The organism is Butyrivibrio sp. CB08, assembly GCF_003625485.1.
GTDB lineage: Bacteria > Bacillota > Clostridia > Lachnospirales > Lachnospiraceae > Butyrivibrio.
On sequence record NZ_RAIR01000008.1, the window covers coordinates 108,716 to 132,437 of the forward strand.

At 42.3% G+C, this 23,722-nt stretch carries 20 protein-coding genes and 1 tRNA gene; 3 read left to right on the top strand and 18 right to left on the bottom strand.

Annotated features, from left to right (window positions below; all coding sequences use genetic code 11):
- Positions 1 to 34: 34 nt before the first annotated feature.
- The 12 genes from D6855_RS13465 to D6855_RS13520 all read right to left on the bottom strand — a co-directional run bounded on the left by D6855_RS13465 (position 35) and on the right by D6855_RS13520 (position 15,046).
- Positions 35 to 355 (bottom strand): PilZ domain-containing protein, encoded by a 321-nt coding sequence (locus D6855_RS13465; protein WP_120741967.1) that lies wholly within the window; start codon positions 353 to 355, stop codon positions 35 to 37.
- 242 nt (positions 356 to 597) lie between these two features.
- Positions 598 to 1,308: a hypothetical protein gene (locus D6855_RS13470; protein WP_120741969.1), complete on the bottom strand. Its 711-nt coding sequence runs from the start codon at positions 1,306 to 1,308 to the stop codon at positions 598 to 600.
- Positions 1,309 to 2,064 carry a YwaF family protein gene (locus D6855_RS13475; RefSeq protein ID WP_120741971.1) on the bottom strand — a complete coding sequence of 252 codons (756 nt, stop codon included), beginning with the start codon at positions 2,062 to 2,064 and terminating at the stop codon, positions 1,309 to 1,311.
- Positions 2,065 to 2,103: 39 nt separating this feature from the next.
- On the bottom strand, positions 2,104 to 3,468 hold the full coding sequence (locus tag D6855_RS13480) for a PFL family protein (RefSeq protein ID WP_120741973.1): 1,365 nt from the start codon (positions 3,466 to 3,468) through the stop codon (positions 2,104 to 2,106).
- Positions 3,469 to 3,487: 19 nt separating this feature from the next.
- The gene (locus D6855_RS13485; protein WP_120741975.1) at positions 3,488 to 3,760 is read right to left on the bottom strand and encodes an ACT domain-containing protein; all 273 of its coding nucleotides are present in this window, start codon (positions 3,758 to 3,760) and stop codon (positions 3,488 to 3,490) included.
- A gap of 23 nt (positions 3,761 to 3,783) precedes the next feature.
- Positions 3,784 to 5,424, bottom strand: coding sequence for a DUF3298 and DUF4163 domain-containing protein (locus tag D6855_RS13490; protein ID WP_120741977.1), 1,641 nt, complete (start codon positions 5,422 to 5,424; stop codon positions 3,784 to 3,786).
- A gap of 64 nt (positions 5,425 to 5,488) precedes the next feature.
- The gene (locus tag D6855_RS13495) at positions 5,489 to 6,286 is read right to left on the bottom strand and encodes an MBL fold metallo-hydrolase (RefSeq protein WP_120741979.1); all 798 of its coding nucleotides are present in this window, start codon (positions 6,284 to 6,286) and stop codon (positions 5,489 to 5,491) included.
- 21 nt (positions 6,287 to 6,307) lie between these two features.
- On the bottom strand, positions 6,308 to 8,488 hold the full coding sequence (locus D6855_RS13500; RefSeq protein WP_120741981.1) for a cell division protein FtsA: 2,181 nt from the start codon (positions 8,486 to 8,488) through the stop codon (positions 6,308 to 6,310).
- On the bottom strand, positions 8,476 to 9,117 hold the full coding sequence (gene coaE / locus D6855_RS13505) for a dephospho-CoA kinase (protein WP_120741983.1): 642 nt from the start codon (positions 9,115 to 9,117) through the stop codon (positions 8,476 to 8,478). The genes D6855_RS13500 and coaE overlap by 13 nt, the downstream gene beginning before the upstream one ends.
- Positions 9,104 to 11,269, bottom strand: a complete 2,166-nt coding sequence (gene polA / locus D6855_RS13510) for a DNA polymerase I (protein ID WP_120741985.1) — start codon at positions 11,267 to 11,269, stop codon at positions 9,104 to 9,106. Before polA ends, coaE begins: the two co-directional genes overlap by 14 nt.
- Positions 11,270 to 11,282: 13 nt before the next feature.
- A complete protein-coding gene (locus D6855_RS13515) occupies positions 11,283 to 11,609 on the bottom strand; it encodes an anti-sigma factor family protein (protein ID WP_120741987.1) in 327 nt (108 codons plus the stop codon).
- A gap of 149 nt (positions 11,610 to 11,758) precedes the next feature.
- Positions 11,759 to 15,046 carry a carbohydrate binding domain-containing protein gene (locus D6855_RS13520; RefSeq protein ID WP_120741988.1) on the bottom strand — a complete coding sequence of 1,096 codons (3,288 nt, stop codon included), beginning with the start codon at positions 15,044 to 15,046 and terminating at the stop codon, positions 11,759 to 11,761.
- Positions 15,047 to 15,227: 181 nt separating this feature from the next.
- Between D6855_RS13520 and D6855_RS13525 the strand changes: the two genes are divergently transcribed.
- Positions 15,228 to 15,965 carry an AraC family transcriptional regulator gene (locus D6855_RS13525; protein ID WP_120741990.1) on the top strand — a complete coding sequence of 246 codons (738 nt, stop codon included), beginning with the start codon at positions 15,228 to 15,230 and terminating at the stop codon, positions 15,963 to 15,965.
- A 1-nt stretch (position 15,966) separates the two neighbouring features.
- On the opposite strand, the gene D6855_RS13530 is transcribed toward D6855_RS13525, so the two are convergent.
- The 4 genes from D6855_RS13530 to D6855_RS13545 all read right to left on the bottom strand — a co-directional run bounded on the left by D6855_RS13530 (position 15,967) and on the right by D6855_RS13545 (position 20,775).
- Entirely contained in the window at positions 15,967 to 16,569 is a 603-nt protein-coding gene (locus D6855_RS13530) for a hypothetical protein (protein WP_120741992.1), read from the bottom strand.
- Positions 16,570 to 16,592: 23 nt separating this feature from the next.
- Positions 16,593 to 18,038, bottom strand: a complete 1,446-nt coding sequence (locus tag D6855_RS13535) for a glycoside-pentoside-hexuronide (GPH):cation symporter (RefSeq protein ID WP_120742114.1) — start codon at positions 18,036 to 18,038, stop codon at positions 16,593 to 16,595.
- Positions 18,039 to 18,046: 8 nt separating this feature from the next.
- The gene (locus D6855_RS13540) at positions 18,047 to 19,528 is read right to left on the bottom strand and encodes a DUF6937 domain-containing protein (protein ID WP_120741994.1); all 1,482 of its coding nucleotides are present in this window, start codon (positions 19,526 to 19,528) and stop codon (positions 18,047 to 18,049) included.
- Positions 19,529 to 19,680: 152 nt separating this feature from the next.
- Entirely contained in the window at positions 19,681 to 20,775 is a 1,095-nt protein-coding gene (locus D6855_RS13545) for an HD-GYP domain-containing protein (protein ID WP_120741996.1), read from the bottom strand.
- A gap of 128 nt (positions 20,776 to 20,903) precedes the next feature.
- Between D6855_RS13545 and D6855_RS13550 the strand changes: the two genes are divergently transcribed.
- Together D6855_RS13550 and D6855_RS13555 are read left to right on the top strand one after the other, a co-directional pair.
- Positions 20,904 to 21,497: an NUDIX hydrolase gene (locus D6855_RS13550; protein ID WP_120741998.1), complete on the top strand. Its 594-nt coding sequence runs from the start codon at positions 20,904 to 20,906 to the stop codon at positions 21,495 to 21,497.
- 71 nt (positions 21,498 to 21,568) lie between these two features.
- Positions 21,569 to 21,651, top strand: a tRNA-Leu gene (locus D6855_RS13555).
- Between the two features lie 41 nt (positions 21,652 to 21,692).
- Here the strand turns inward: D6855_RS13555 and D6855_RS13560 are convergent.
- The gene (locus D6855_RS13560; protein WP_120742000.1) at positions 21,693 to 21,989 is read right to left on the bottom strand and encodes a hypothetical protein; all 297 of its coding nucleotides are present in this window, start codon (positions 21,987 to 21,989) and stop codon (positions 21,693 to 21,695) included.
- A 41-nt stretch (positions 21,990 to 22,030) separates the two neighbouring features.
- Positions 22,031 to 23,683, bottom strand: coding sequence for a putative manganese-dependent inorganic diphosphatase (locus D6855_RS13565; RefSeq protein ID WP_120742002.1), 1,653 nt, complete (start codon positions 23,681 to 23,683; stop codon positions 22,031 to 22,033).
- Positions 23,684 to 23,722 lie beyond the last annotated feature (39 nt).

Sequence of the window (23,722 nt, forward strand, 5' to 3'; positions counted from 1 at the left end):
TCACACGAATTGCCTGGTCCAGTTAACCTGAAACTTACTCTTCTATTCCAGCTCCGATATGCTCAAACAGATATGTGAGCACCTCGTTTGTAAACTTCTTTGAGCTAAATGCAACGATCCTTGATCCGTCTTCTTTTTCATCTTCTCTAATAACATCCGCATACATTATGATGGTCTCAGCAACTACAACCACATCTTTTCCAAGAAGCTTTGGTGTATCACTTGAAACTTCAATTGCGATGCCCAAAGGGCTGATGTTCTTTACCTGTCCGTAAAACTTCTCCTGTGTTTCTCTGTCTACGATCACGCTGTTTGCACTGTAAGCTACTCGGTTAATCTGTCTTCTCTCTTCCATGTGAAAATCCTCTTTTCCTATAGAATCAGTGTTTCTAATTACATCCCAGGAATGACTATAATCATAGTTTTAACACATTTCAACATAAATTCACTTCTTTATGATTTATTTCAGATTCCCTTAAGAGACTTTAGAAGCTGTTTACATTTTTTACAAAAAACAAGGGTGTGTTTTGTAAGTTTGTTCTAAAACCCACTAAACACACCCGTAATATACAGATATATATTCAGTTAAAAGAGATATCACTTTCTCATAATATTTTTAAACCACCGCCAGGACATTCTTCGATTCAGTTCAGAAATTCCAAAAGCCAAAAGATATGCACTGCCATAGATCACCACAAAAGTAACCAGTATCAGCCACACTGGCATATTTGCAAAATCAAGGAAGAAGTATGGGATCATATCTCCGCTTATGGTCCCAGTCTGAATAAGCGTAATGATGATAACTGCATAGAAGGTCACAAACCATGTACCCCTAAGTCTCTTAAGGGGCTTGATCTTACCAATAGGAGCATCATTTAATACAAATGAAGAAATAGTAAGGATCGGGATAAGGATATGCATGTTAAACATATCGAATCTGAAGATATGCATATGCTCTTCAAAGAAAGGAAGCTGGCTCATGAGCACAACCACCATGATAAGGGCCTCAGCCACAGCGCATGAGAGTCTTACATAATATGCAGAAAGAGATGTAACCTCGGTCTTGCCATACATCTCTATGAGGTTTACCACTATATAGATAAGAGCTCCTACAGTGGTAAATATTGTTCCATCAACCGTAAGCCATCTGAAAGTAAGTATCCCCTCTTTATCAAATTTGAAGATAAAAAACACAGACAGAACACCAAGAATAAAAATGAGGGAGCAGACAGCTATATTTACCCTCTTCTTCATCCGGTAGCGTCTTGTATAATCCTGCTCAAAAGCCTCTAAATTGACATCTTTCATTTACTTCTCCCTGATCTTTTTCTTTTGAAGAAAATCAAAAATCATAAAGGAAAGCGTACACATTACAAAAGCAAGAAGAACTATGCAGGTAATGTACATTGTATAGTCATACTTCTCATAGATAAAAAGAAACGGATTGTTGAGGTCTGGCCTTTCAAGGAACCAGTAGTTCTGATGAAAAACATGATCAGCAAATACTACAATTGGTAAGAGCACTGCCAGCGCAACAAACGCATGGATAATGCTCATATAACTTATGGTGACACGCCCACATCTCCACATACAGACAGGAATAAGAATGATTAGCCCGTGCCATAAGTAGCTGTAAATACTTAGGAAATTAAAAGGAGGATAGAATCCAATCCAGTTAGGGAAAAACAGCGCCATCATAGCCCCGGGGATGATCATAAGAATACCGGCTTCAGCTGCATATTCTGCTATCTTTTTGGATCTGCTAAAGGCTGCGATGGGGAAAAGATATATCCCGATACTGCAAAGATACAGAGGAAAATATTGCGCATCAAACACACCCTCGATAATTAGAACAATGATCTTAAAGATCTCTACAACAGGTAATGTAAGTGCGCATACTTTAAGGAATATATCCTGCTTTTTGTCATCCATGCGGCAAAAAGCAGAATATAAAATGATATTGATAACAAGCAGCACCAAAAGAGATATAAGGTGCTTGGCAGAAAACAGGTCATACCCCATCTGCCCAGGTAAAAGAGTTTTTTCAAGCCAGAAGTACTTCATAGTCACCTCCAGACATTTATTTATACTCTTATTCTACCATTAGTTTTTGAAGCTGTGTACAGGAGCCGGAATACGTCCTCCTCTGTTTACAAATTCATCGCATGAGAACTGGTTAACAGGCATGATTGGCGCATATCCAAGAAGTCCGCCAAATTCAACGGTCTCTCCAACTCCCTTACCAATTACAGGAATGAGACGAACTGCTGTGGTCTTCTGGTTGATCATTCCGATTGCCATCTCATCAGCTATTATTCCGGCAATTGTAGTATCCCTGGTATCTCCAGGAATTGCGATCATATCCAGACCTACAGAGCATACGCAGGTCATGGCCTCAAGCTTTTCAAGTGAAAGAGCTCCAGCCTCAACAGCATTGATCATTCCCTGATCTTCGCTGACAGGGATAAATGCTCCTGAAAGACCTCCTACATAGGAAGAAGCCATAACGCCGCCCTTCTTAACCTGGTCATTTAAAAGTGCAAGGGCTGCTGTTGTACCAGGTGCACCAGCGTGCTCAACACCGATCTCGTGAAGGATGTCAGCTACTGAATCGCCAATTGCAGGTGTTGGAGCCAGTGAAAGATCGATGATACCAAAAGGAACACCAAGTCTTTTGGACGCCTCCTGAGCGACCAGCTGACCTACTCTTGTAACCTTAAATGCGGTCTTCTTGATGGTCTCGCACAGAACCTCAAAGTTCTGTCCTCTTACCTTCTCAAGGGCTGTCTTAACTACGCCTGGTCCGCTGACACCTACGTTGATGATCTTGTCAGCCTCTGTAACACCGTGGAAAGCTCCAGCCATAAATGGGTTGTCATCAGGTGCGTTACAGAAAATAACAAGCTTGGCACATCCAAGGGAATCCTTATCCTTAGTGGCCTTGGCAGTCTCTTTTACAATGGTTCCCATAAGACGAACAGCATCCATATTGATACCGGTCTTGGTGGAACCTACATTTATTGATGAGCAAACAAGCTCGGTAGTTGAAAGAGCTTCTGGAATAGAGGAAATAAGAAGCCTGTCAGCCTCTGTCATGCCCTTACTTACAAGAGCTGAATATCCTCCGATAAAGTTTACCCCAACAGCCTTGGCTACCTTATCAAGAGTAGCTGCGATCTTAGCAAAGTCGCCTGGTGTTTTGCAGGCTGCTCCGCCTACAAGGGCAATTGGTGTAACAGATATTCTTTTATTGACGATAGGAATACCAAACTCTCTTGAGATCTGGTCTCCGGTCTTAACAAGATCCTTTGCGCTGTCATAGATCTTGTTGTAGATATTGTCGCAGAGCTTATCAAGATCTGAATCTATACAATCCAAAAGGCTGATGCCCATTGTAATGGTGCGGACATCAAGGTTTTCCTTTTCGATCATTTCATTGGTTTCTACTACTTCTGTTATATTTATCATCTCATCCTCCCTAAAGTGCTCAAATCCTGTGCATGGAGTCAAAGATCTCTTCTCTCTGACACTTGATAACTACACCGATACCCTGGCCAAGAGATTCAAGTTCATCAGCTACTGTATTGAAATCCTTGTCAGTTCCCGCCATGTCAACGATCATCATCATGTTGAAATACCCACTTACGATGGTCTGTGAGATATCAAGGATGTTGATGTGTGAATCTGCAAGGTAAGTACAAACCTTAGCAATAATACCTACTGTGTCTTTTCCTACTACTGTGATGATAGTCTTGTTCATAGCTCCTCCTGAAATCCTGTCAATTATTTCTCAATCTTAAATGTATATTCAGTATTATATGTGGCAACATACAATGTGTCACCTACTATTTCAAACTGATCCGCTGCAGAAGCAACCGGAATAGTCTCAACCTTTTCTCCTGTAAACCTGTCTAAAAGGTAGATGTAGTCTGGCTCCGCGGTAAATCCATAGCCGCAGATGATTGTGTCATTAACTATCTTAAAATTGCCAGAATTCGCCACAAGTGGCTCGCTCTTAAACACAACTTTGCCAGCCTCAGGGTCAATGGCAACAATGTAGCCATTCTTGGGCTCTTCAGTCATGTAGCCTTGATGAGAAATCTCTGCGTATAACAACCCATCATACATAAATGCATATCTGATATACTCTGTTGCACCAATAAGCTGTCCTGCCTCATCATCAGGGCCGTTGCAGACCTTGAGCATGTTGAGATTATAGAGCATATTGGTCATGTCCTTGTCGTAGATGTAAAGGCCGTTGTACATGTAGTCATACTCTACAGGATAATATGGAGAATAGAAATACTCATCATCCTCATGGCACAGATTAGCTTCTTCAAAGCCGTTTTTCTGGCACCAGTCATAGAGATTTACCCAGTCACTCTTTTCCTCAGTGAGCTTGGTAAGGGAAATATGGCTATCTGCCGCTGGCCCCGCTGCATCAGATAAATAGTAATTCCATGAAGGATTGTCTATGTACTGCTCAGAAGCAATATCTTCTTCCTGTCCCTCTGGCTCAACCACGGTGACATTATCTGTATCGTCTTTTGTAGTTACGATCTTTTCCATATCCTGAGCATTATCCATAACAAAAGCCTTCTGAACAAGGTCTGGATATTCATCGTATGAAAGAGCGACATCAAGTTCTCCTGCCGCATAGGATGCTATCTCGTAAGGTGAAAAGAAAATCTCAAGGCCCTTATCTGTAATGGCAAAGGTATAGGAATTCTCATTCAGCTTATTTACAAACTGATCAGGGTCGTCATCTTCATCCATAAAGTAGAAGCTGTCCACTTCTTCCATAATCCCTTGATAGTTCTTTTCAAGCTCTGTTCTTATGCCTTCAGATAGCCTTGAAGTATCAGAAAGGCAGTCGCTAAGTCCAAGCTCATTAGCAGTTACAGGATCGATATTATATGAAGTTGTGTAGTGACTTGGATGAGCGCCGCCTGCCCAGTCAAAGCTGTACATCAGAATAGAAAAGAGATTGTCATCTGCCCTTACTATTTCGACACTGCAATCTGAAGTAAAAACTTCATCCGGGTAATTTGGATCTTCAAGCTGCCAAGCGCCGTACTGTGCCACATTTTCAGTAATCCAGTTCTTCTTATTCTGATTAAACTCCTCAAAATACTCTTTTAATTTAGGGTATTTCTCTGTAAAGCTGTCACTTAGAATGATCTCAGGGTAGCTTCCATTTGCTATTTCCTTGCCATCCTTCTGACAGGAAACATGGTGAGTTATTACCGTGATCTCAGATTCTGTAGTCTCCTCTGAAGGTGCCACATCAGAAGAGTCATTATTTTCTATCTGAACTATTGGCTCTCCCAGAGTTTCATTTGTTTTCTCTTTTCCGCAGCCAAAAAGAGCTGCAGTTGACATGGCCATGATAATAGCCATTGCCATAACCTTTTTCATCTTCATAACACTTTTCTCCTCTTTATCTATACTAAGCAAACAGCCCCGGATACCGGGGCTGATGATAAAATCAGAACTCTAATACAGGTGAAAGAGAACTTCTCTCTGCCACCATGATAGGGAAATCCTTGGAACTAAATGGAATGCTGGACATATCTATTTCCACGCGAACAGTCTCATAGGCAAGTTCAGGCATATTGTTTTCTTTGGACAGATGCCCAAGAAAAATGCCCTTAGTCTTGTCGCTAAGAAGCTTACAGAGAAGCTCTCCGCTCTTGTCATTGGATAAATGTCCCTTATCTCCAAGGATCCTGGACTTAAGAACATATGGATAAGGACCTGTTTGGAGCATCCTTACATCATGATTGGCCTCCAAAAGGATTGCGTCAGAGCCGGATAAGCTCTCAACAATATAGTCGTTGTAGCAGCCAAGGTCTGTGGCAATTCCAATCTTCTTATCCCCGCAGTAAACTCTGTATCCGCAGGGCTCTAAGGCGTCATGAGATATTGTCATGGGATTGATGATCATATCCCCAACTGTTACAGCTTCATCAGCCCTGACAGTTACAAATGAAGAATCTGACATCTCATTTTTCTTGTCAGTATTTAAAATACCTGTGATAGTACCTGCTGTTGCATAGACAGGAATATCATGTTTTTTGAGAATAGTCCTGATGGCAGCTATGTGATCTACATGCTCGTGGGTCACAAAAATAGCGTCAATATCTGATAGACACAGATCAAGCTGTGAAAGCCCCTCCTCTATTCTCTTCTTACTTACACCAGCATCCACAAGAATATGTGTGTTGTCAGAACCCACATAGGTGCAGTTGCCGCTGCTTCCGCTGGCAATTGTTGTAAAACGCAAAATTAAAACTCTCCCAAAAACTTATTTCCAATAAACTTCTATCTTGTCACCCTCATGGATTGGCTGCATGTAGTCAGGTGTTGAGCCATTTAATGTAGTTACAATAGCTCTTCCATTTGGCTTACTGAGGTCAAAATCGATGGCATCAAAGATATCTACAAAGATATAATCTGCCTTGCCATGAAGTGTGATGGCCTCATTGTTAACAACCAGATGAAGGTCGTGAGCAAGGATATTCTTAACCTCGCTGGCGTCAGAAGCTGTTCCAGACTTAACATAGGTTCCATCATCATCAGGAAGATCCTCAAATGAAAGCTGGCCATTCTTGTCCTGAGTAAGGTGCTTCTCCATGTCCATGTTGTTAAAGCTTGCCTGATTGGACTGACGGATCGCCTCTGCATCAGCATTAGGGAAATCCTTGTAGTAGTCCATGATAACATCTTCCTGATCCTTGAAGTCGATCTTGAAGTTCTCATAGACTGGAGTATTGGCATCTCCGCGTTCGTTGTTAACTATGATCACTGTATCTTCTGTGATGGTAATATCCATAAGTTCAGCAATCTGGGCAGCAGTGTTGTAATCAAGGATCTTAACATCATCCCCTGCCTTGATGTCATAGTATCCGCTCTGCGCCTCTCCGTTAACTGTGGCATATTTGGAAGCTTCAACGTTCTTGCCGTTAACAATAACATTGAACTTAGCCTTGAACTCAGGGATTCCTTCAACAGATGCCTTACCTGGAGCACCTGCTGTAGAAGGCTTAACCTCGATGATATCGTTTGCATGGATCTTGGAGTGAATATCTGCAGGCTTACCATTGAGCTGGATAACAGCAGCTTCACCAGGCTCACCTCTTGATGCTCTCTCTTTGCCATTAACTGTATATCTAAGCTCCTCACCCCTCTTAGGGAACAGATCCTCATTAGGGAAGGATGCCTGCATTGCAGCATCCACGATCTGAAGCTTACCATTGTCGTAAATCTTGGTCTGAACGCCGTTAAAGGAAACAAAGATAAAGTTGTTGGCTTCCTGATAGTAGCTGATACAGATACCAAGAGGAGTAACAAGAAGAGAATCTCTCTCGATTCCATCGTTGTTAAGGAAGGTGATGTCCTTCATAACCTCTTCGCCCCTTAAGGCTACACGCTCATCAGGAATGTCCATTTCCTTGGCGATCGCTTTGGTGTATCCCGGAACGCATCCGCCACCACCAACAACGAATACAGCGCTTACTGGCTTGTCACCATTTAATTTCTTGATCTCTGCAGTGGCTCTCATGGCCATCTCATCGATCTTGGGCTTAACTACTCTCGCGATCTCTTTTGCAGTGATCACCTTGGTAAGACCCATGATGTCAGTATATTCAACCTTCTCCTCGTGGCTGGCTGCGATCTTGATCTCATCCGCTGTGTTGAAATCAACAAGACAATGCTGAGCAATAATTTCTGTAATGTCATCTCCGGCGATAGGAAGCATACCATAAGCTGTAATAGTTCCATCATCAGTGATACAGATATCGGATGTACCAGCACCAACGTCAACCAGGGCAAGGTTCAGCATTCTGAATCTGTCAGGAATAGCAACCATCATAGCTGCAATAGGCTCGAGAGTCAGGTTTGCAACCTTAAGGTTTGCTCTCTCGCAGGCCTTATAAAGACCATCTACACAGTCATCAGGAAGGAATGTGGCAATAAGCTCAACACTTACCTTACCTGCATTGTGTCCCTCAAGGTTAGCGATCTGATAGCCATCAAGATAATAGTGCATTACAGAATAACCAACCAGATAGAACTTAAGGTCAGATGCGTTCTTGGCAAGAAACTCCTGATAAGCCTGTTCTACTGCTCCAGAATCCAGGTTGTAGATATCCTCATCGGTGATCTCGTGTCCATCTGGATATTCGTAGTCATATTTGGTACGGACTGTACGAAGCACACGACCAGCGGCAGCAATACATACATCTGTAAGATGGATGTCTGTCTGCTGTTCAAGTCTGTCCGTGACCTTTCTGATTGTGGCACCAACCTTGCCGATATCGTGGATCTGTCCATCAAGCATCGCTCTGGTCTCATGCTTTTCCACAGCCTGAGCGATTACATTGAACTGATTATCATTCATGTAACCCACTGTACCAACAACGCTTCTGGTACCAATATCAAGTCCGTATACTACCTTTTGATCCTGTTGTTCTAAACTTGCCATTTCTTTTTCCACTCCCCAAGTTTATTATCTATCTGTTTGTAAGCCTCTTCTTCGCTACGGCTGTTATCTATAACAAAATCGCAGTGCTCTCTAAACTCAGCATCGCTTAGCTGCTTACTTAGGATACCGTCTATCTTCTCATCAGAGTAGCCCCTTGAAGCCTTGAGCCTCTGCCTTCTGATATCTTCATCTGCGTATACATACCAGAGTTCGTCCACAATATCCTTGTAGCCATTTTCTATTAAAAGAGCTGCTTCAACAATGACAAAATCAAGCTCGCCCTTAGCTCTTTCACTATCAATTATATTAATAATAAAGGTATTTACTGCAGGATGCAAAACATTATTGACCTTATCAAGGAGAGTTTTGTCCTTAAATATGGCCTCTGCCATTTTGCCCTTGTCAATTTCTCCTTCTTCTCCAAGAACTTCCGGCCCCAAAAGAGCCACAAGCTCATCGTATGCAGGATAACCCTTCTTTTTAATATCATTAGCAACCTGGTCTGAATAGATGACCATAGCATTAAAGTTATCCTGGATGTAGGAAAGAATGGTGCTCTTACCTGCTCCAACGCCGCCAGTAATACCTATTATGTTTGTTTTCCCAGTAGTTAACTTACTTTGCTTCATACCAGTCACTTCCAGTGTGGCAGTCAACTTCAAGAGGAACAGACAGACTTGCGGCTGCCTCCATCTCTTTTACCAGAATACCCGAAACTATATCCTGCTCTGAGGCGTAGGTTTCTATAACAAGCTCGTCGTGGATCTGAAGGATAAGTCTGGAACTTAGATTCTCTCTCTTGATCCTAAAGTAAACATTTATCATGGCGATCTTCATGATATCTGCTGCAGTTCCCTGGATAGGAGCATTCATGGCAACTCTCTCGCCAAACTGTCTCATCATGAAGTTACCTGCCTTAAGCTCAGGGATAGGTCTCCTTCTGCCAAATAAAGTTTCGCTGTAGCCCTTGTTCTTTGCCTCCTGAATGACGCTGTCCTGATATGTACGAACACCAGGATATGTCTCGAAGTACTTGGACATATATTCCTTGGCCTCAGATACAGATATTGAAAGATCCTGTGAAAGGCCGTAGTTACTCATTCCATAGACGATACCAAAGTTAACTGCCTTGGCATTTCGCCTCTGAAGCGGAGTTACCTCCTCAAAAGGAACGTGGAAAACCTTGGATGCAGTGATCCTGTGGATATCATCTCCCTCGTGGTAAGCACTTATTAGCCCCTGATCCTCAGACATATGGGCAAGGATTCGAAGCTCGATCTGGGAGTAATCCGCATCTGTAAATACGCATCCATCCTTGGGAACAAAAACTTTTCTGATAAGTCTTCCAAGCTCTGTTCTCATAGGGATATTCTGAAGGTTAGGCTCAGTTGAACTGATCCTTCCTGTTGCTGTAATGGTCTGGTTAAAGCTTGTATGGATCCTGCCATCGGATTCAATGAACGCTGCAAGTCCATCTGCATAGGTGGATTTGAGCTTGGCAAGTCCCCTGTATTCAAGGACATCTGCAACAATCTTATGGTCAGGAGCAAGCTTCTCCAAAACATCTGCTGCAGTTGAATAGCCAGACTTGGTCTTCTTTTCAGCAGGAAGTCCAAGCTTCTCAAACAGTATCTCTCCAAGCTGCTTGGGTGAGTTAATGTTAAATTCACAGCCTGCAGCTTCATAGATCATCTTTTCAAGCTCAGCGATACGGACGCTAAGCTTATCGCCATATTCCTTAAGGGCGTCCTTCTTGGCGATGATACCCTCTTTTTCCATGGCAAAGAGAATATAGGAAAGAGGCATCTCAATATTGTAAAAGAGCTTTTCCATTGAAGTCTTTGAAAGCTTCTTGCGGATAAGCGGAGCAGCCTTGAAACATACAAAGGCCGTCTTACCCATATAGTCAGCTACTGCACTCTCATCAGCTTCTGAAAGAGAACTCTTACCAAATACCTCGCTCTTTTTTGGAAGAGGAATTCCAAGGTACTCTGAGCTGATATCCCAAATCTCGTAGTCATTCTTAAGTGGATTATTTAAATACGCTCCAATAAGAACATCAAAGCATCTTGGTGATGAAAGATAAGAATCATCATCCTTGTATCCATCTACTCTTTCAGAGATCTCAGCGGGAGTATAATAATAAAAGCTCTCCTTGATATCAAAGGTTGTAAGAGCTGTTCTGCTGCTAAGCTCCTGCAACTTCCTGCCAAGGTAGTCCTCTGTAATAAAGTTAACTACAGGGATGTAATAGGCAGTCTCATCATCAAAGCAAAGGGAAAGACCAAGAGCTTTCCTTCCAGAAACTGTTCCATCTCCCTTATCTACTTCAAAGAAATAGGAAACGAGTTCACTCTCTCCTGCCTTTTTAAATATATCTTCAACCTCGTTAAGGTCAGAAGTCACAACAAGAGCATGCTTAAACTTTGGCATCTCCTTTACTTCTCCTGATGGAGAAAGACCTGCCAGAGTATTATCTACAAAGCTCTTAAGCTCATCTGTTACAGGAGTCTCCTTGGAAGGTACTAAAACACCGCCAGTTGTCAGTATCTCTTTTGCCTTCTCAATCTGCCAGATGATATCTCTTGAAAAAGAATCTGTCTCTGAGTCAAAAGAGATCTCTACAGTATCAACGCTTCCTGATAACAGGTCCTTAAGTTTAAAGAAAGCTCCGTATAATCCGCTGATATGATTGCCCTCAGAATCCGTAAAATCAGGGATCGCATAGAAGGCATCTCTTATAAGTTTGTTTCCATCAAGTAGTAACTTGTTATCTGACATAAATCCCCCGGGATCAAAGTGCAACTAAAAGTAAAAGACAAACTGCTAGCATGGCAGCCACAGCCACCTCAAGGCCAAAGCTAATAAGAACAAGGTATCTCCTTGCTGATAATTTCTTTTTGGAATCATTTAGAAGGTTTTCAAGCTCGCTGCTGAGGTTAAAGGTATTACCATCCTCGAGTCTCTGCATACCAACCTTAACAAGGAACTGAATAGTGAGTTCCTCCTTGCATTCAGGGCATGAATCAATGTGGGCAAGGAAGTCTGAAAGCTCCTGATTGTCCATATCATCATCCAAAAATTCCGGGATTAACTTTTGCGCTGTGTTACAGTCCATCATATCAGTTAAATCTTCAACATGTTGTATCTAAATTCGGCCATATTGCAACTAATTCTACAACATATAGAATACTACAAAAACCTTTATATTACAACGAAAAAGCTTTCCGAAAATGGCTTAAAATGCCATTTCGGAAAGCTTTTCTCATCTTACCAGAATAATCTTCTAAGGATGCTTACTACAGTCTTTACGACTTTAGCTACTGCCTTAACGACGGGAACGATCACTCTGATGATTGGGTTATATGTTGGCTTTTCTGGCTGAGGTTCTGGTTCAGGCTCAGGCTCAGGTTGTGGGTCAATATTTCCAGGTTCAGAACCAGGTTCATTTCCAGGCTCAATGGAGGGATCGCCTGTTCCTGGTTCTACTCCTGGTTGATCACCAGGTTCATCCCCTGGCTCAGTAGGCTCATCGCCTGGCTGCTCACCTGGATTTTCCCCTGGATCTGAGGGCTGATCTGAATCTGTATTACCCTGCGAAGGATCATCTACTGTTTCTGTAATTCCTTCAACAAGCTGTGATTCATCAATCTCTATAAGGCTGATGTCATCAATATATACATCGTGCTTGGTAGTGATTCTGACTCCTTCAACAGATCCCATGGTAATATTGAATCTTGCTGCATTATCAGAAGGATCTTCCATCTTGAATGTAGCTGTGAAAGTCTTCCAGTTCTCTCCTATATCTACAGCTCCGGTTTTGCTGTAGTTTGCCCAAGTTCCTTCAAACTGCTGCATGCAGAATGAAATCTTTCTGTCTATTGATGACTTTGCCTTAAATGAAAGCTTGTAGCACTTGCCCTGCTCAAGAGGTACACCGTCCTGATTGAGCTGAACATACCATGAATTACCTGCATCATCAGCCATGGTATCTTCGATGGTGATGGCAAATGCATTGTCATTGCCATTCATGCTGTCAATTACATAGCTTGATTTTACTGTGTCGTAGATGTAAGGTGAAAATCCTGCAATTCCGGCATTAAATGAACCATTCTTGATAAGTGCTGACTCACAGAGGAACACATCATCCACATAGTATGTGCCAGCCTTGTCAAAGGTCATCTTAACGTAGGAACCTGCTCTGTCCTTATCATTATCAAAGTAGAACTTCTTTGAAAAACTCTTGCCTGTAGCCTCAAGTTCTGGCTCATACTCTGTGCCAGCAACTTCAAATGAAACTCCATCAGCTGCTCCATCTTCAGTTCTTGCCTTGAAGCTAAGCTCGTACTCACCCTTTGCAAGTGGTGAAAGCTCGCTCTGACCAACTGTTATGGTCTTGCCTTCTGGAACAACTACCTTAAGTTCTCTTACATTCTTAGTGTTTGTAACTGAGATGTACTGAGCATTAGCTTCATCAAACTCCCAGTATCCAAGTCTCTTTTCACCCTGATCAAATCCGCCATTATATACATAGTTGCCGTCAGGTCTTATTACCTTGGCGCCATCGTCTACAATCTCTTCACCAGACTTATGGGTAAGTCTTACGTTTGAAATAGTTACTGGTGCTGTGGAAGCCTGGTTTCCAAGATTGAACTCAAGACTTCCGTTAGCGTCAGATTTTTCATTCATTGTGAAAGTATATGTGTAAAGTTCTTTTGTTGTACCAACATTTACTGTTGTATCCTGGAAGTATCTCTTCCAGCTTTTGTCAGGACCTTCTACATCGATAACGATTGTCCTGTCCTCATCTGCCTTGGCTTCAAAGCTAAGCTCGTACTCATATCCCATGATCATTGGGATGTTTTCCTGCTTGAGCTGAACAGAGTGATTCTGCATTCCTACAGCAGAAGGTGTGATAGTAATACCATCTTTGCCAATTGAATATGTTGTTGTATTGGCATCGTTCTCAAGATGAAGCTTCCAGTTGTCCTTATCAGCGTCTGCTGCGCCATCCATGTGGATGTCCTTTGCAAAGTCGCCGTTTATTACATAGTTGCCACTCTCATCAGCTTCTCTGAATTTAACTTCTTCCTTCTCAGGCTTTTTAGCTTCTGCCTCAAGTCTCTCATATTCTTCTGCAGATTTCTGATATACCCTTACGTAATCAACTTCATAAGCCTGATCATTCATTGCTGCGTAAGTGTCATCATCAGGGTAACCAACCCAGCTTCCGCCAACTGCAAGATTTAAGATAATATAGAAATCCTGATCAAATGGAGCTGGATATGTGAGCTGATTTTCATCGTCTGTTCCTGTATACCAGTCATTTGTTGAATACACTTCATTGCCATCAACAAACCATGTGATCTTACCTGGATCCCATTCAACCACATAGTCATGGAACTGATCAGCATAATCACCTTCAGAGAAATAGTTCTTACCCTGATTCTCCTTGTGGCTGTCTGAGCCGTATCCATAGTGGATTGTGTGATAGCTTGTAGCAAGGTCCTGTCCCTTGACCTCCATGATGTCGATCTCTCCACATCTTGGCCACTGGCCATAGAGACCCTCATCTGTTGCCATAAGCCAGAAAGCTGGAAGATAACCCTGGCCAGCAGGAACCTTGGCTCTGGCTTCGAAACGTCCGTATGTGAAATCGTGCTTGCCCTGAGTTGTGATCCTTCCTGAAGTGATCTCGCTCTTTCCTGATCCGGTTGAACCTGAACCAGAAGAAGCTACTCCGCTTCCCTCGATGACCATCTGGGTTCCACCGATCCAATCCCAGTTAGCTGAGTTCATGGCAGTAACTTCAACAGCTCTGTCAACATCAGATGTGGCAACCATCTCAAATGAGTAGTGATGTCCCTTCAAAAGAGTAAAGCCGCTCTTCTGAACCTGGAAATGCCAGTTTTCTGTTCCAGGATCAGTGATCTGAGCATACCCCTTTCCATCTACACTGTAATAATTTCCAGCTCCGTTTCCTCCTGCTCCGCCATTCCATTCACCTTCGGCAAAACTATCGCTTAAAACCACAATATCATCAGGATCTGTGTCATCTACGAAATAAACGCTTTTGAGAACAACATTTGCTGCTGTTGATGTTTCCTGATATCCACCAACAAGACCAAAGTTGATCTGAAGAGCTGTTGTATCTATCTCATCACCTGAATAAGTAAAATCAACAGCTACTGTAGTCTCTTTTTCCTCAACATCAATGCCTTCTTCTGATGACTCTTCACTATCAGCCTCTGAGTAATGAGGCTTGATCTTCAAAGTGCCATTACTGACTTCAATGTTGCCCTCATCAAGGCTTGTATACCTCTGAAGCTCTGCATTTACCCATCCTTTTTCATGCTGCTCAACATTCCATGAAGAGGTATCCAGATAACCATTATCGAATTCCTCTGACCATACAAGTGAATAACCATCGCCCTGGTCATCACTGCCTGCATCTGGTGCAGCAAAAGAAGTAACAGGAAGTGCTGTAACCATAAGAGCTGATGATACAGCAGCTACGCCAATTCTTCTGCCCATACTTCTAAGTCTAAACTTTTTCATATGCTTCTCCTTACCCCAAAACTTATTTTTGTAACATACGTGTGATATTAGTACATTTTTTATGATATCTATATCAAAAGTAGACAAATAATATCAGATTTATGACATATCTTACATTTTTAACTTCATAGATTTGTTATTGTGTGTTATAGTGTCCTATGTCAGAGGAAAAGAGGTACTTATGGAAAAACTATTTAACTTAGATAAAGAAATGATCCACAGAAGCCAGAACGACGAGCTTTTATTCTATCGCCAGGTGGCTCAGGGTGATATGGAAGCTATAGCAGAAAACTGCAGACAACACAGATTTCTTGAGACTGAGGGTGTTGGTATCCTCTCAAGAGATCCTGTTGTGAACCGCAAATATCATTTTATTGTTACTGCTGCTCTGATCTCAAGAATATGTACAGAGAGCGGAATGGAGATGGAGCTGTCCTTTCGCCTAAGCGACTATTATATTCAAAAGCTGGATTATCTCTTTTCCGAAAAAGAAATTGAAGAATGGCATAACAAGATGGTCCTTGATTACACCAAAAGAATGCAGATACTTAAGCAGAGTGCCAATCTTCCAAAGCCCATAACCGAGTGCCTCAACTACATCTACGCCCACATCAAGGAGCGAATAACTATTGATGACCTGGCGCAGCACACAGGTAAATCTGCAGGTTATATATCAAGACTGTTTAAAAGTGAAATGGGTGTTACCCCCAGTGATTACATCAGAAAGGTAAAAATAGACAAGGCTCAGAACCTTCTTAGATTTAGTGACTTCTCACTTATTGAGATATCTTCATATCTGGCCTTTTCCTCCCAGAGCCACTTTATCAAGCTCTTCCAGGAAGAAACAGGCCTTACACCAAAAAAGTACCGCAATATGTATTACGGTACTCATTGGAAAGGAAATGAAGAGGAATACTGATTCACAGTTCGTATACGATTGTCATCTTAACGTCGTCTCCGATAATCGAGATTTCGACGTCATTTGCTATATTTCCAAGAATGGATCTCTCAAGCTCGTTTTTAGCTTCCTGAGCAAACTCAGTTGTCTGATCCATCTCATTTACGCTGTTTTTATAATTGCTCATCTTCCAGGTCTCATTGGATGTGGCAGAAAGAGCTGTTGGGTCTACCAGGCCCATCATTCCGATCCTGGACTCTCTTGCTGACCTCTCATCCTTTGGAAGCATTGCAAGCTCAAAAACTTCTCTGATCTTTCCAAGAAATCCCTTGGCAGCTGCGTTCTCTTTTGAAGTTGAGATCTCCATAAGCTCTTTTCTCTTATCCGCAAACATGATGGTGTTTGTATTTAAGTGAAGAGTTACTGCATCTTCATCCTTCTCAAGAAAAAATTCTGCATCCATCTCTCCTGTGATCGACCTTATAAGATTCATGGTCTCCTCAGAAAGGAGCCTCACCCTAAGGGCCGCTTTGTGGTCCAGGTCCTTGGAAAATGCCTCAACAACCTCAAGGACTTTATCCATGTTGCCTTCGCTGGTGCTGATAACTATACTCTCAGATTTCATAATCTCTCCCTCATAATATAAGATTAGTTGTTATTGCCCTGTTCGATCTCTGAAGTTTTTCTCTCTACTAGTTTAACAGATATTTCCTGAAGTTTCTCATCAGTTAAAATGTATTTGTTCTTAAACCAGAAAATAGCAAAGACAAGACCTGCTATAGGGATGATAGTCATCCACATTCTAAGGCCCATCTTCTGGGCAAGTGAAACACCGGCTGAATAATCTACAAGTGTTGCGCCCTCTTCTGTGTCATTGCTAAGAGCAAGGACCTGAAGAGCCACAGATGCAATAAGAGCAGAAACACCAGAAGCAAGCTTAACTACGAAGGTCTGCATTGAGAAGATGACAGACTCATCTCTTCTGTTGTTCTTGAAATCGCCGTAGTCAACAGTGTTTGCAAGGAATACTGTTGTGATAACTGCAAGCATTCCGTTTGCTGAGAAGATAAAGAATGCAGGAATGAACAAAAGGAATACATTGTTCATTGATGTTGATGCAAGGATCAGAAGTGAAATGTATCCACAGATAGCCATTCCGGTACTTACAAAGTAAATCTGCATTGAAGTAAAGAACCTTCTAAGGAATGGATAAAGCAGCATCATTGCAAGAATCTGCATTCCACCGCCAAAGGTTGAAAACAGTGTGTAATCGCCCTTCCAGCCAGTACCACCAAAGTCATATTTAAAGAAATAGATGACCAGGTTAGAAGTGATGTAGATTGAGCAGTTAACGATAACGATGGCCACAACAACTGCCATAGCCTGATCGTTCTGGATAAGTGCCCTGAACATCTCTCTTATTGTTGCTGTCTTCATTTCAACTGTAGACTTCTCTTTTACATTGATACAGCAGATAACTGTAAACAGGATAAAGAGAACTGCTACTATTATTGAGAAATATGAGAAACCAATTCTCTCGATCTCTCTGTCTGAAATGCCAGCTGCTCCAAAGAACTTACCAAGAGCAGATACAGACATAACGGTAACGATAGTAATAAGCGCTGATCCAACGCCTGCGCATGAACGGGCAAGAGTTGTAAGACCCTCACGCTCTTTTCCGCCCTCTGTAAAAGCAGGGATCATTGACCAGTAAGGAATGTCCATCATGGTGTATGTAACGCCCCAAAGGATGTATGTAACAGCGGCGTAAGCTATCATTCCTGAAGGAGTAAGGGTTGGAGGCGCTGTAAACATAAGAGCTAAAACAACAGCGTTCGTCAGGGTTCCAATAAGAAGCCATGGTCTGAACTTACCCCATTTTGTCTTGGTCTTGGCAACAACTGCTCCCATGATAGGATCGTTAAAAGCATCAAATACTCTTGCCACCATAAGGATAACGCCCATAGCTGCAGCGCTGACACCCATAATATCCTGGAAATAATATAAAACGTAGGTGGCGGAAAGCATGTAGACCATATCTTTACCAACTGCACCAAGTCCGTAAGACGCCTTAGCTGCGCCTGAAAGTTTCATTTTGCTATTCATCTTCTACCCGCCTCCTTGAGCTTTATTGCCAGCTCAACTACCTTCTTTGCTCCGTCGTAAATACCAGCCTTCTTGTTCTCCACAATGCTCTCACACATCTCATTTAAAAGATCTGTCTCAAGGAACTGATCAAGCATCTGGATTGTATGAGGAATATCTCTGCACTCGAGGGTTCCGTCACCGATCTCTGCTGAGTGGATGGCGCCCCACATCTCGTGCTTGCCAACTCTCTTGATAAAGAGCTTTGGAACAGGATAAAATGCCAGTTCGCTAGGCTTTGTAACAAGAACATCGCAGCTTCTCATGAGAAGGTTTGTTGTGTAAACCGCCTTAAAGATATCTGCGTGGTAGAAACCATGAATACCTGTTATATCAATATTGTCGTTAAGGGCAGTCTCTGCAAACTCAAGAGTATCTTCCCAGTTGTCCATGTGGTCGATGGCAAATTTGCTCATCTCAGGGATCTCTTTTTTAAGCTCATCCCAGACATTTCTGTAGTCACCTACATTTACATAAAGTGCTGCCTGTCCCTTCTGGATATATGGCAGAAGGTGCTTAATTATCTCTGCAAAGATTTCCTTCTGAGCGCCGGCTCCGCCGATGGTCAAAAGAAATCTCATAGGCCTTCCATTCTTTTTCCTGTCGATCCTTGCCTTGCAGTCCTTTTCTATATTCTCTACAAGCTCATAATCGATGTAGTGGCCTGTGTAAACAAGAGACTCTGCTGGCATAGGCTTGCAGACATTTTTCTTGTTCATACCATTTACAATGCGATAGCCCATATAGGCGTTCTTGCATTGAATGGTGTGAACAGAGCCTTCAGAGAGGTGAAGAGCCATTGGCCAGTTATCAGGAATAGCATTTACCACGTACTTCATTCCGGCGTGGATAGCTGCCTGAGCAGGCCATACATGGGTTGCAATAACAGGGATATCCTTGGGAACGTTCTTATATACAGGAGCCATCAGCTCAGCGTTCTTCTGATCTGATGAGTTGTATGTAAGAGCTCTGAAGCCCTCATAGTTTGTGGGCTCCCAGATAAATTTATTAAAAAGATAAAATCTTGAAAGTCTTGAACCTAATGAATAAAGGTCGTTCTGAGCACCAATTACCTTGGTACAGGTGGTCTCCTTATAGGAGTTAAGATCCATCCAGTAAGGTGTGTAGCCAAGATGAGTGGCGTACGAAGCCATAGCCATTGAAATACGGTAATGGCCAAAGCCCATTCGGATGTTTCCAACGATGATACCTTTGTCAGTATCCATCTCCCCCTCATTTTCAGAGATCTTCGCAGTCACATCAACATTTTTAACGCCAAGAAGCGTTCCAATAACCTCATTATCAGAGACCTTGATCTTATAATCCACTAAAGAGTCATCGCCATACTTCTTTGCGAATTTCTTCTTGGATCTTACTGCCTTGTTGTAATCTTTATCACTGATCACATTGCCATATATAACCTTTGATCTATCAGCCATAACACTCCATTCCGCCACTACACTGGCTTTTCACAAACAAGGAAACCAACTCCCTCATAATGAGTTTCCATGACTAAATACTAACAGACAAGGTTTCTAAAAACAAGAAACGCTTTTTACAATTTTCGTTTCCGCTTTTTGTGCAAGTTGCATTAAACAAGTGCAACTATATCAAGACCCTTGTTCTTATTAAGATCAATATACTGTTCCCCGCACTTTACTACGGGTCTTGCCAGGTGATCGGGATTTACGAAGATGATCTCTCCAGTAAGACCGTTGCTCAGCATGACTCTGTTGGCAATAAAGGTATTAACTATATTGCTAAGGAATGTAAGTATGGTATTTGGATCATACTTATCAAGTCCTTCATTCTCAAACTGCTGAATTACATAGAATGGACAGATCGATTTCCTGTAATTGGTACATGCAGTATAAGAATCATAGACGTCAGCAACTGCAACAATAGATGCAATCTCATCTATCTGATCATTTTTGATATGGAATGGGAATCCTGAACCATCTCTTCTCTCATGATGCATAAGAATAGCATTCTTAATATGGATACTGATATCCTTGTCCTTTACAAGCTCGTATCCCTTTATTACATGCTCATCCATTTTCTTTTGCTCATAAGGAGTAAGCTGTTTGTTTTTCCCAAGAAGTTCGGGAGACACCAAAACCTTGCCAATGTCGTGAAGAAGTCCGGCTGCTGTAGCAAGCCTAATCTTTTCCTCTGGAAGTCTCATCCAGGTAGCAAGAGTATTGGAAATAAGTGAAACATTGAGACTATGCATATACACTTCATCGCTGTTATCACGAAGGTTATGAAGCATATCAAAGATACCTGCTGTTCCACCAGCTTCTACAAAGAGGTGATATACAGGTTCTGTAAGTTTATCAATATCAAGGGGCATTGAGTCATTGGCAAGAAGCCTGAAGGATTCCTCAAGCTTGTCAGCATGTTCTTCAATATGCTGTTTAAACTTAATGAACTCCTCTGTGTTCCTTAGCTTCTCAGCATAAGACATACTGGATGAAGTATCGCTGGCAGCAGTCTCCTGTTTAGGAACTACCGGCTTTTTCTCATCCTCTACAAAGATGTTGTACAGAGAATGGGCCCTGATCCTCTCAATGTCTTTATCATCCAGGATCGTGCCCTTTGGAAGAACCAGTCTGTCATCGAGAGTGTATATATTCTCGGAGACAACCAGCCCCGGTTCAAGCTTGTCTACTGATACAAGTTTCATGTAATTACCCGCCGTTATACTTTATTTGAATTCATACACTTATATAATAACACTTTTTGCCTTTTCTTTTTACTAAATTTCCTTTACAATTCTGTTGTTAAACGAAAAAATAAGGAGAAACCCTTTTTATGTCAGATAATCTTGGTTGGGAATTAGTAAAAGAAGAGCATGTAATCCAGGATCAGTGGATAGATTTCAGGCGCAATATCTACAGACTTCCAAATAACGCCGAGATCGGACCTGTATATAATTATTCAAAACACAGCTTCGTGGTTATCGTTGCCAGAGATAAGGAAGGCAGATACATCTGCGTTAAGCAGTACAGGCACGGAGTAGACAGGATCACCACCGAGTTCCCTGCTGGTGGAATTGAATATAAGGAAAAGAGCGATGTTCCATATATCACCAAGGAAAACACCATCGCTACTGAAGAAGAAGCTCTTGACGCTGCAAACAGAGAGCTCCTTGAAGAAACAGGATATGTTGCTGGAAACATCAGACACCTTCTCACTATTCCAGCCAATGCTACCCTCGCTTCCAACAACTTCCACATCTATCTTGCTACCGATTGTGAAAAGAAATCCTCCCAGCATCTGGATGATACCGAGTTTTTAAATGTTCTCCTGCTGTCAGAGGACGAGCTTAAACAGAGGATCTTTGGCGGAGATTTTATCCAGTCACACCATATTCTTTCATGGTATATAGCTAAAGATTTGGGATAAATTTAATTCTTGAATATGGCAAAAGCCTGTGATAAACTAAAAAAGCTGTGGATGACCACAGCTTCTAATATGCCGGCATGTCGGAATGGCAGACGATGCAGACTCAAAATCTGTTGTGGGTAACCACGTGTGGGTTCAAGTCCCACTGCCGGCACTTATATCAGCCCACCTAAGGGCTTATTTTTTTGTCATTTTTCAGACGTAGCAGTGTTCCTGAGTCAGGTGCAGTCTCTTGTCGTTAACTACTGCCCCTGTGATCTCAAGCTTAGGTCCTCTTGCCCCAAGGCTCTTTCTGCCTTCAAGGATAAGGTGAACCTTCTTGTCTTCTGTCATATATTCCTCAAAGATCTCATCGGACGATTCCGCACTGTCTAAGACCTTTTTAAAATCCCCAATAAATGCTGGAATAATGATGGCTCCAATACTCTGTCCCTGAAGTGGTCCGTAGAGTGAAACCACCTCATGTAATAATAGCTTTCTAAGTTCCTCCATACTCTAGCTACCCCCACAATAAGTATTATGTTTATATTGTATTACTGCTGCATCGCTTCAACAATAGCTGGAAGGAGCTGTTTCTTTCTGGAAACCACGCCAGGAAGGATTACTGAATCCCCTTCAGCTGAAAGTCCAAAGGCGCTGTTGATAGTGTGCAGGGCTTTTGTTCCGCTAAATACGATCTCAGATGATTCGTCAATGATGTTGGTGAGCATAAAGAAGATCATATCAAGGCCATCATCACCAGTAACCTGCTTAAGCTCTGGCTCGATCTTGTTTTTGATCTCCACAAGTTCTTCTGAGCTCATGGAATTGATCTGGCCAATACCAATTGTCATATCATCAACAGTAAATTTCTTAAAATCCTGATGAAGGATCTCGCTGGCTGTCTTGCCGCTTAAGTTTGATCCCGCATGGAACATCTCTTTTGCAAATTCCTCATAGTCGATCTGAGCGATGCTTGCAAGCTCCTCTCCTGCATTCCTGTCAACCTGGGTGCAGGTAGGTGATCTGAACATCAGTGTATCAGAAAGAATAGCTGCAAGAAGAAGTCCCGCTGTAGTCTTGTCGATCTCAACTCCATATTCCTTGTACATCAGATAGATGATGGTACAGGTTGATCCAAGAGGCTGATTTCTAAAGAACACAGGACCGGATGTCTCAATGGTGCGAAGTCTGTGGTGGTCCACAATCTCTAAGATATCTGCTGCATCTGCGCCATTAACAGCCTGGTTTTTTTCGTTGTGGTCAACAAGGATAAGCTGTTTCTTGTGGGCACCAAGGAAATTCCTTCGGCTGATCATACCAATGTAGTTATCATTCTTATCAAGAACCGGGAAGTATCTGTGCCTCATGGAAGCCATAACCTCCTGGATATCCTCAATGAAGTCATCCATATAGAAGGTAGCCAGGTTCTCTTTTTTCATGATGTAGTCGATTGGCATACTCTGGTTGATGAGCCTTGCCACAACAAAGGTATCATGAGGTGTTGTGATGATCCTTGTGCCATGCTCCTGAGCCTGAGCCTTGATGGTCCTTGTAACCTCTGCACCCTCACATACGATGATGCATGAAGCTCCAAGTTCAATGGCACAGAGCTGAGTCTCATACCTGTTACCAAGAATGACCACGTCGCCTTTCTCAATGACATTCTCCATCATCTCAGGGCTGGCAGCAGCTATTACCACCTTGCCGCTTTCAAGGTTCTCTTCTATATCTCCGACAATAAGCTCTCCATCGAGAGTCTCAACGATATTCCTGTATGAAGTTCTGGCCTGTGAAAGAATATGTGGATCGATCACATCCATATAAGTCTCAACGATGTCATTGGTTGTGACGATACCAGCAAGCTTGTTGCCTTCTGTTGCACAAAGAGTAACAACGTCAGCATCTCTCATCTTGGTCCATGCATTCTTAAGAGACAGATCGTTAGAAACGCCGTCGAGCCTTCTGATCTCCATATCCCTTACCTGAGTTCTGACATCCTTGATATAAGCAGGAACATCAACTCTAAAGTGTGAAAGAACAAACTGAGTTTCTTCATTCAGGTGTCCAGCTCTGCATGCAATATAATTACCACCAAAGACCTTGTTCTTGAGATTTGCATAAGTTATCGCAGCACAGATGGAATCTGTATCCGGATTCTTATGACCGGTCACAAAGACAGGTCTTGTATCTTCAATATTGTTCATTAATTATCCTCCAAACGTAGTAGATGAAGTTTACCACGC

What these genes read in the sequence shown, in the direction of transcription:
- D6855_RS13465 (WP_120741967.1), bottom strand. Translation starts at nt 355, where the DNA reads ATGGAAGAGAGAAGACAGATTAACCGAGTAGCTTACAGTGCAAACAGC.
- D6855_RS13470 (WP_120741969.1), bottom strand. Translation starts at nt 1,308, where the DNA reads ATGAAAGATGTCAATTTAGAGGCTTTTGAGCAGGATTATACAAGACGC.
- D6855_RS13475 (WP_120741971.1), bottom strand. Translation starts at nt 2,064, where the DNA reads ATGAAGTACTTCTGGCTTGAAAAAACTCTTTTACCTGGGCAGATGGGG.
- D6855_RS13480 (WP_120741973.1), bottom strand. Translation starts at nt 3,468, where the DNA reads ATGATAAATATAACAGAAGTAGTAGAAACCAATGAAATGATCGAAAAG.
- D6855_RS13485 (WP_120741975.1), bottom strand. Translation starts at nt 3,760, where the DNA reads ATGAACAAGACTATCATCACAGTAGTAGGAAAAGACACAGTAGGTATT.
- D6855_RS13490 (WP_120741977.1), bottom strand. Translation starts at nt 5,424, where the DNA reads ATGAAGATGAAAAAGGTTATGGCAATGGCTATTATCATGGCCATGTCA.
- D6855_RS13500 (WP_120741981.1), bottom strand. Translation starts at nt 8,488, where the DNA reads ATGGCAAGTTTAGAACAACAGGATCAAAAGGTAGTATACGGACTTGAT.
- coaE (WP_120741983.1), bottom strand. Translation starts at nt 9,117, where the DNA reads ATGAAGCAAAGTAAGTTAACTACTGGGAAAACAAACATAATAGGTATT.
- polA (WP_120741985.1), bottom strand. Translation starts at nt 11,269, where the DNA reads ATGTCAGATAACAAGTTACTACTTGATGGAAACAAACTTATAAGAGAT.
- D6855_RS13515 (WP_120741987.1), bottom strand. Translation starts at nt 11,609, where the DNA reads ATGATGGACTGTAACACAGCGCAAAAGTTAATCCCGGAATTTTTGGAT.
- D6855_RS13520 (WP_120741988.1), bottom strand. Translation starts at nt 15,046, where the DNA reads ATGAAAAAGTTTAGACTTAGAAGTATGGGCAGAAGAATTGGCGTAGCT.
- D6855_RS13525 (WP_120741990.1), top strand. Translation starts at nt 15,228, where the DNA reads ATGGAAAAACTATTTAACTTAGATAAAGAAATGATCCACAGAAGCCAG.
- D6855_RS13530 (WP_120741992.1), bottom strand. Translation starts at nt 16,569, where the DNA reads ATGAAATCTGAGAGTATAGTTATCAGCACCAGCGAAGGCAACATGGAT.
- D6855_RS13535 (WP_120742114.1), bottom strand. Translation starts at nt 18,038, where the DNA reads ATGAAACTTTCAGGCGCAGCTAAGGCGTCTTACGGACTTGGTGCAGTT.
- D6855_RS13540 (WP_120741994.1), bottom strand. Translation starts at nt 19,528, where the DNA reads ATGGCTGATAGATCAAAGGTTATATATGGCAATGTGATCAGTGATAAA.
- D6855_RS13545 (WP_120741996.1), bottom strand. Translation starts at nt 20,775, where the DNA reads ATGAAACTTGTATCAGTAGACAAGCTTGAACCGGGGCTGGTTGTCTCC.
- D6855_RS13550 (WP_120741998.1), top strand. Translation starts at nt 20,904, where the DNA reads ATGTCAGATAATCTTGGTTGGGAATTAGTAAAAGAAGAGCATGTAATC.
- D6855_RS13560 (WP_120742000.1), bottom strand. Translation starts at nt 21,989, where the DNA reads ATGGAGGAACTTAGAAAGCTATTATTACATGAGGTGGTTTCACTCTAC.
- D6855_RS13565 (WP_120742002.1), bottom strand. Translation starts at nt 23,683, where the DNA reads ATGAACAATATTGAAGATACAAGACCTGTCTTTGTGACCGGTCATAAG.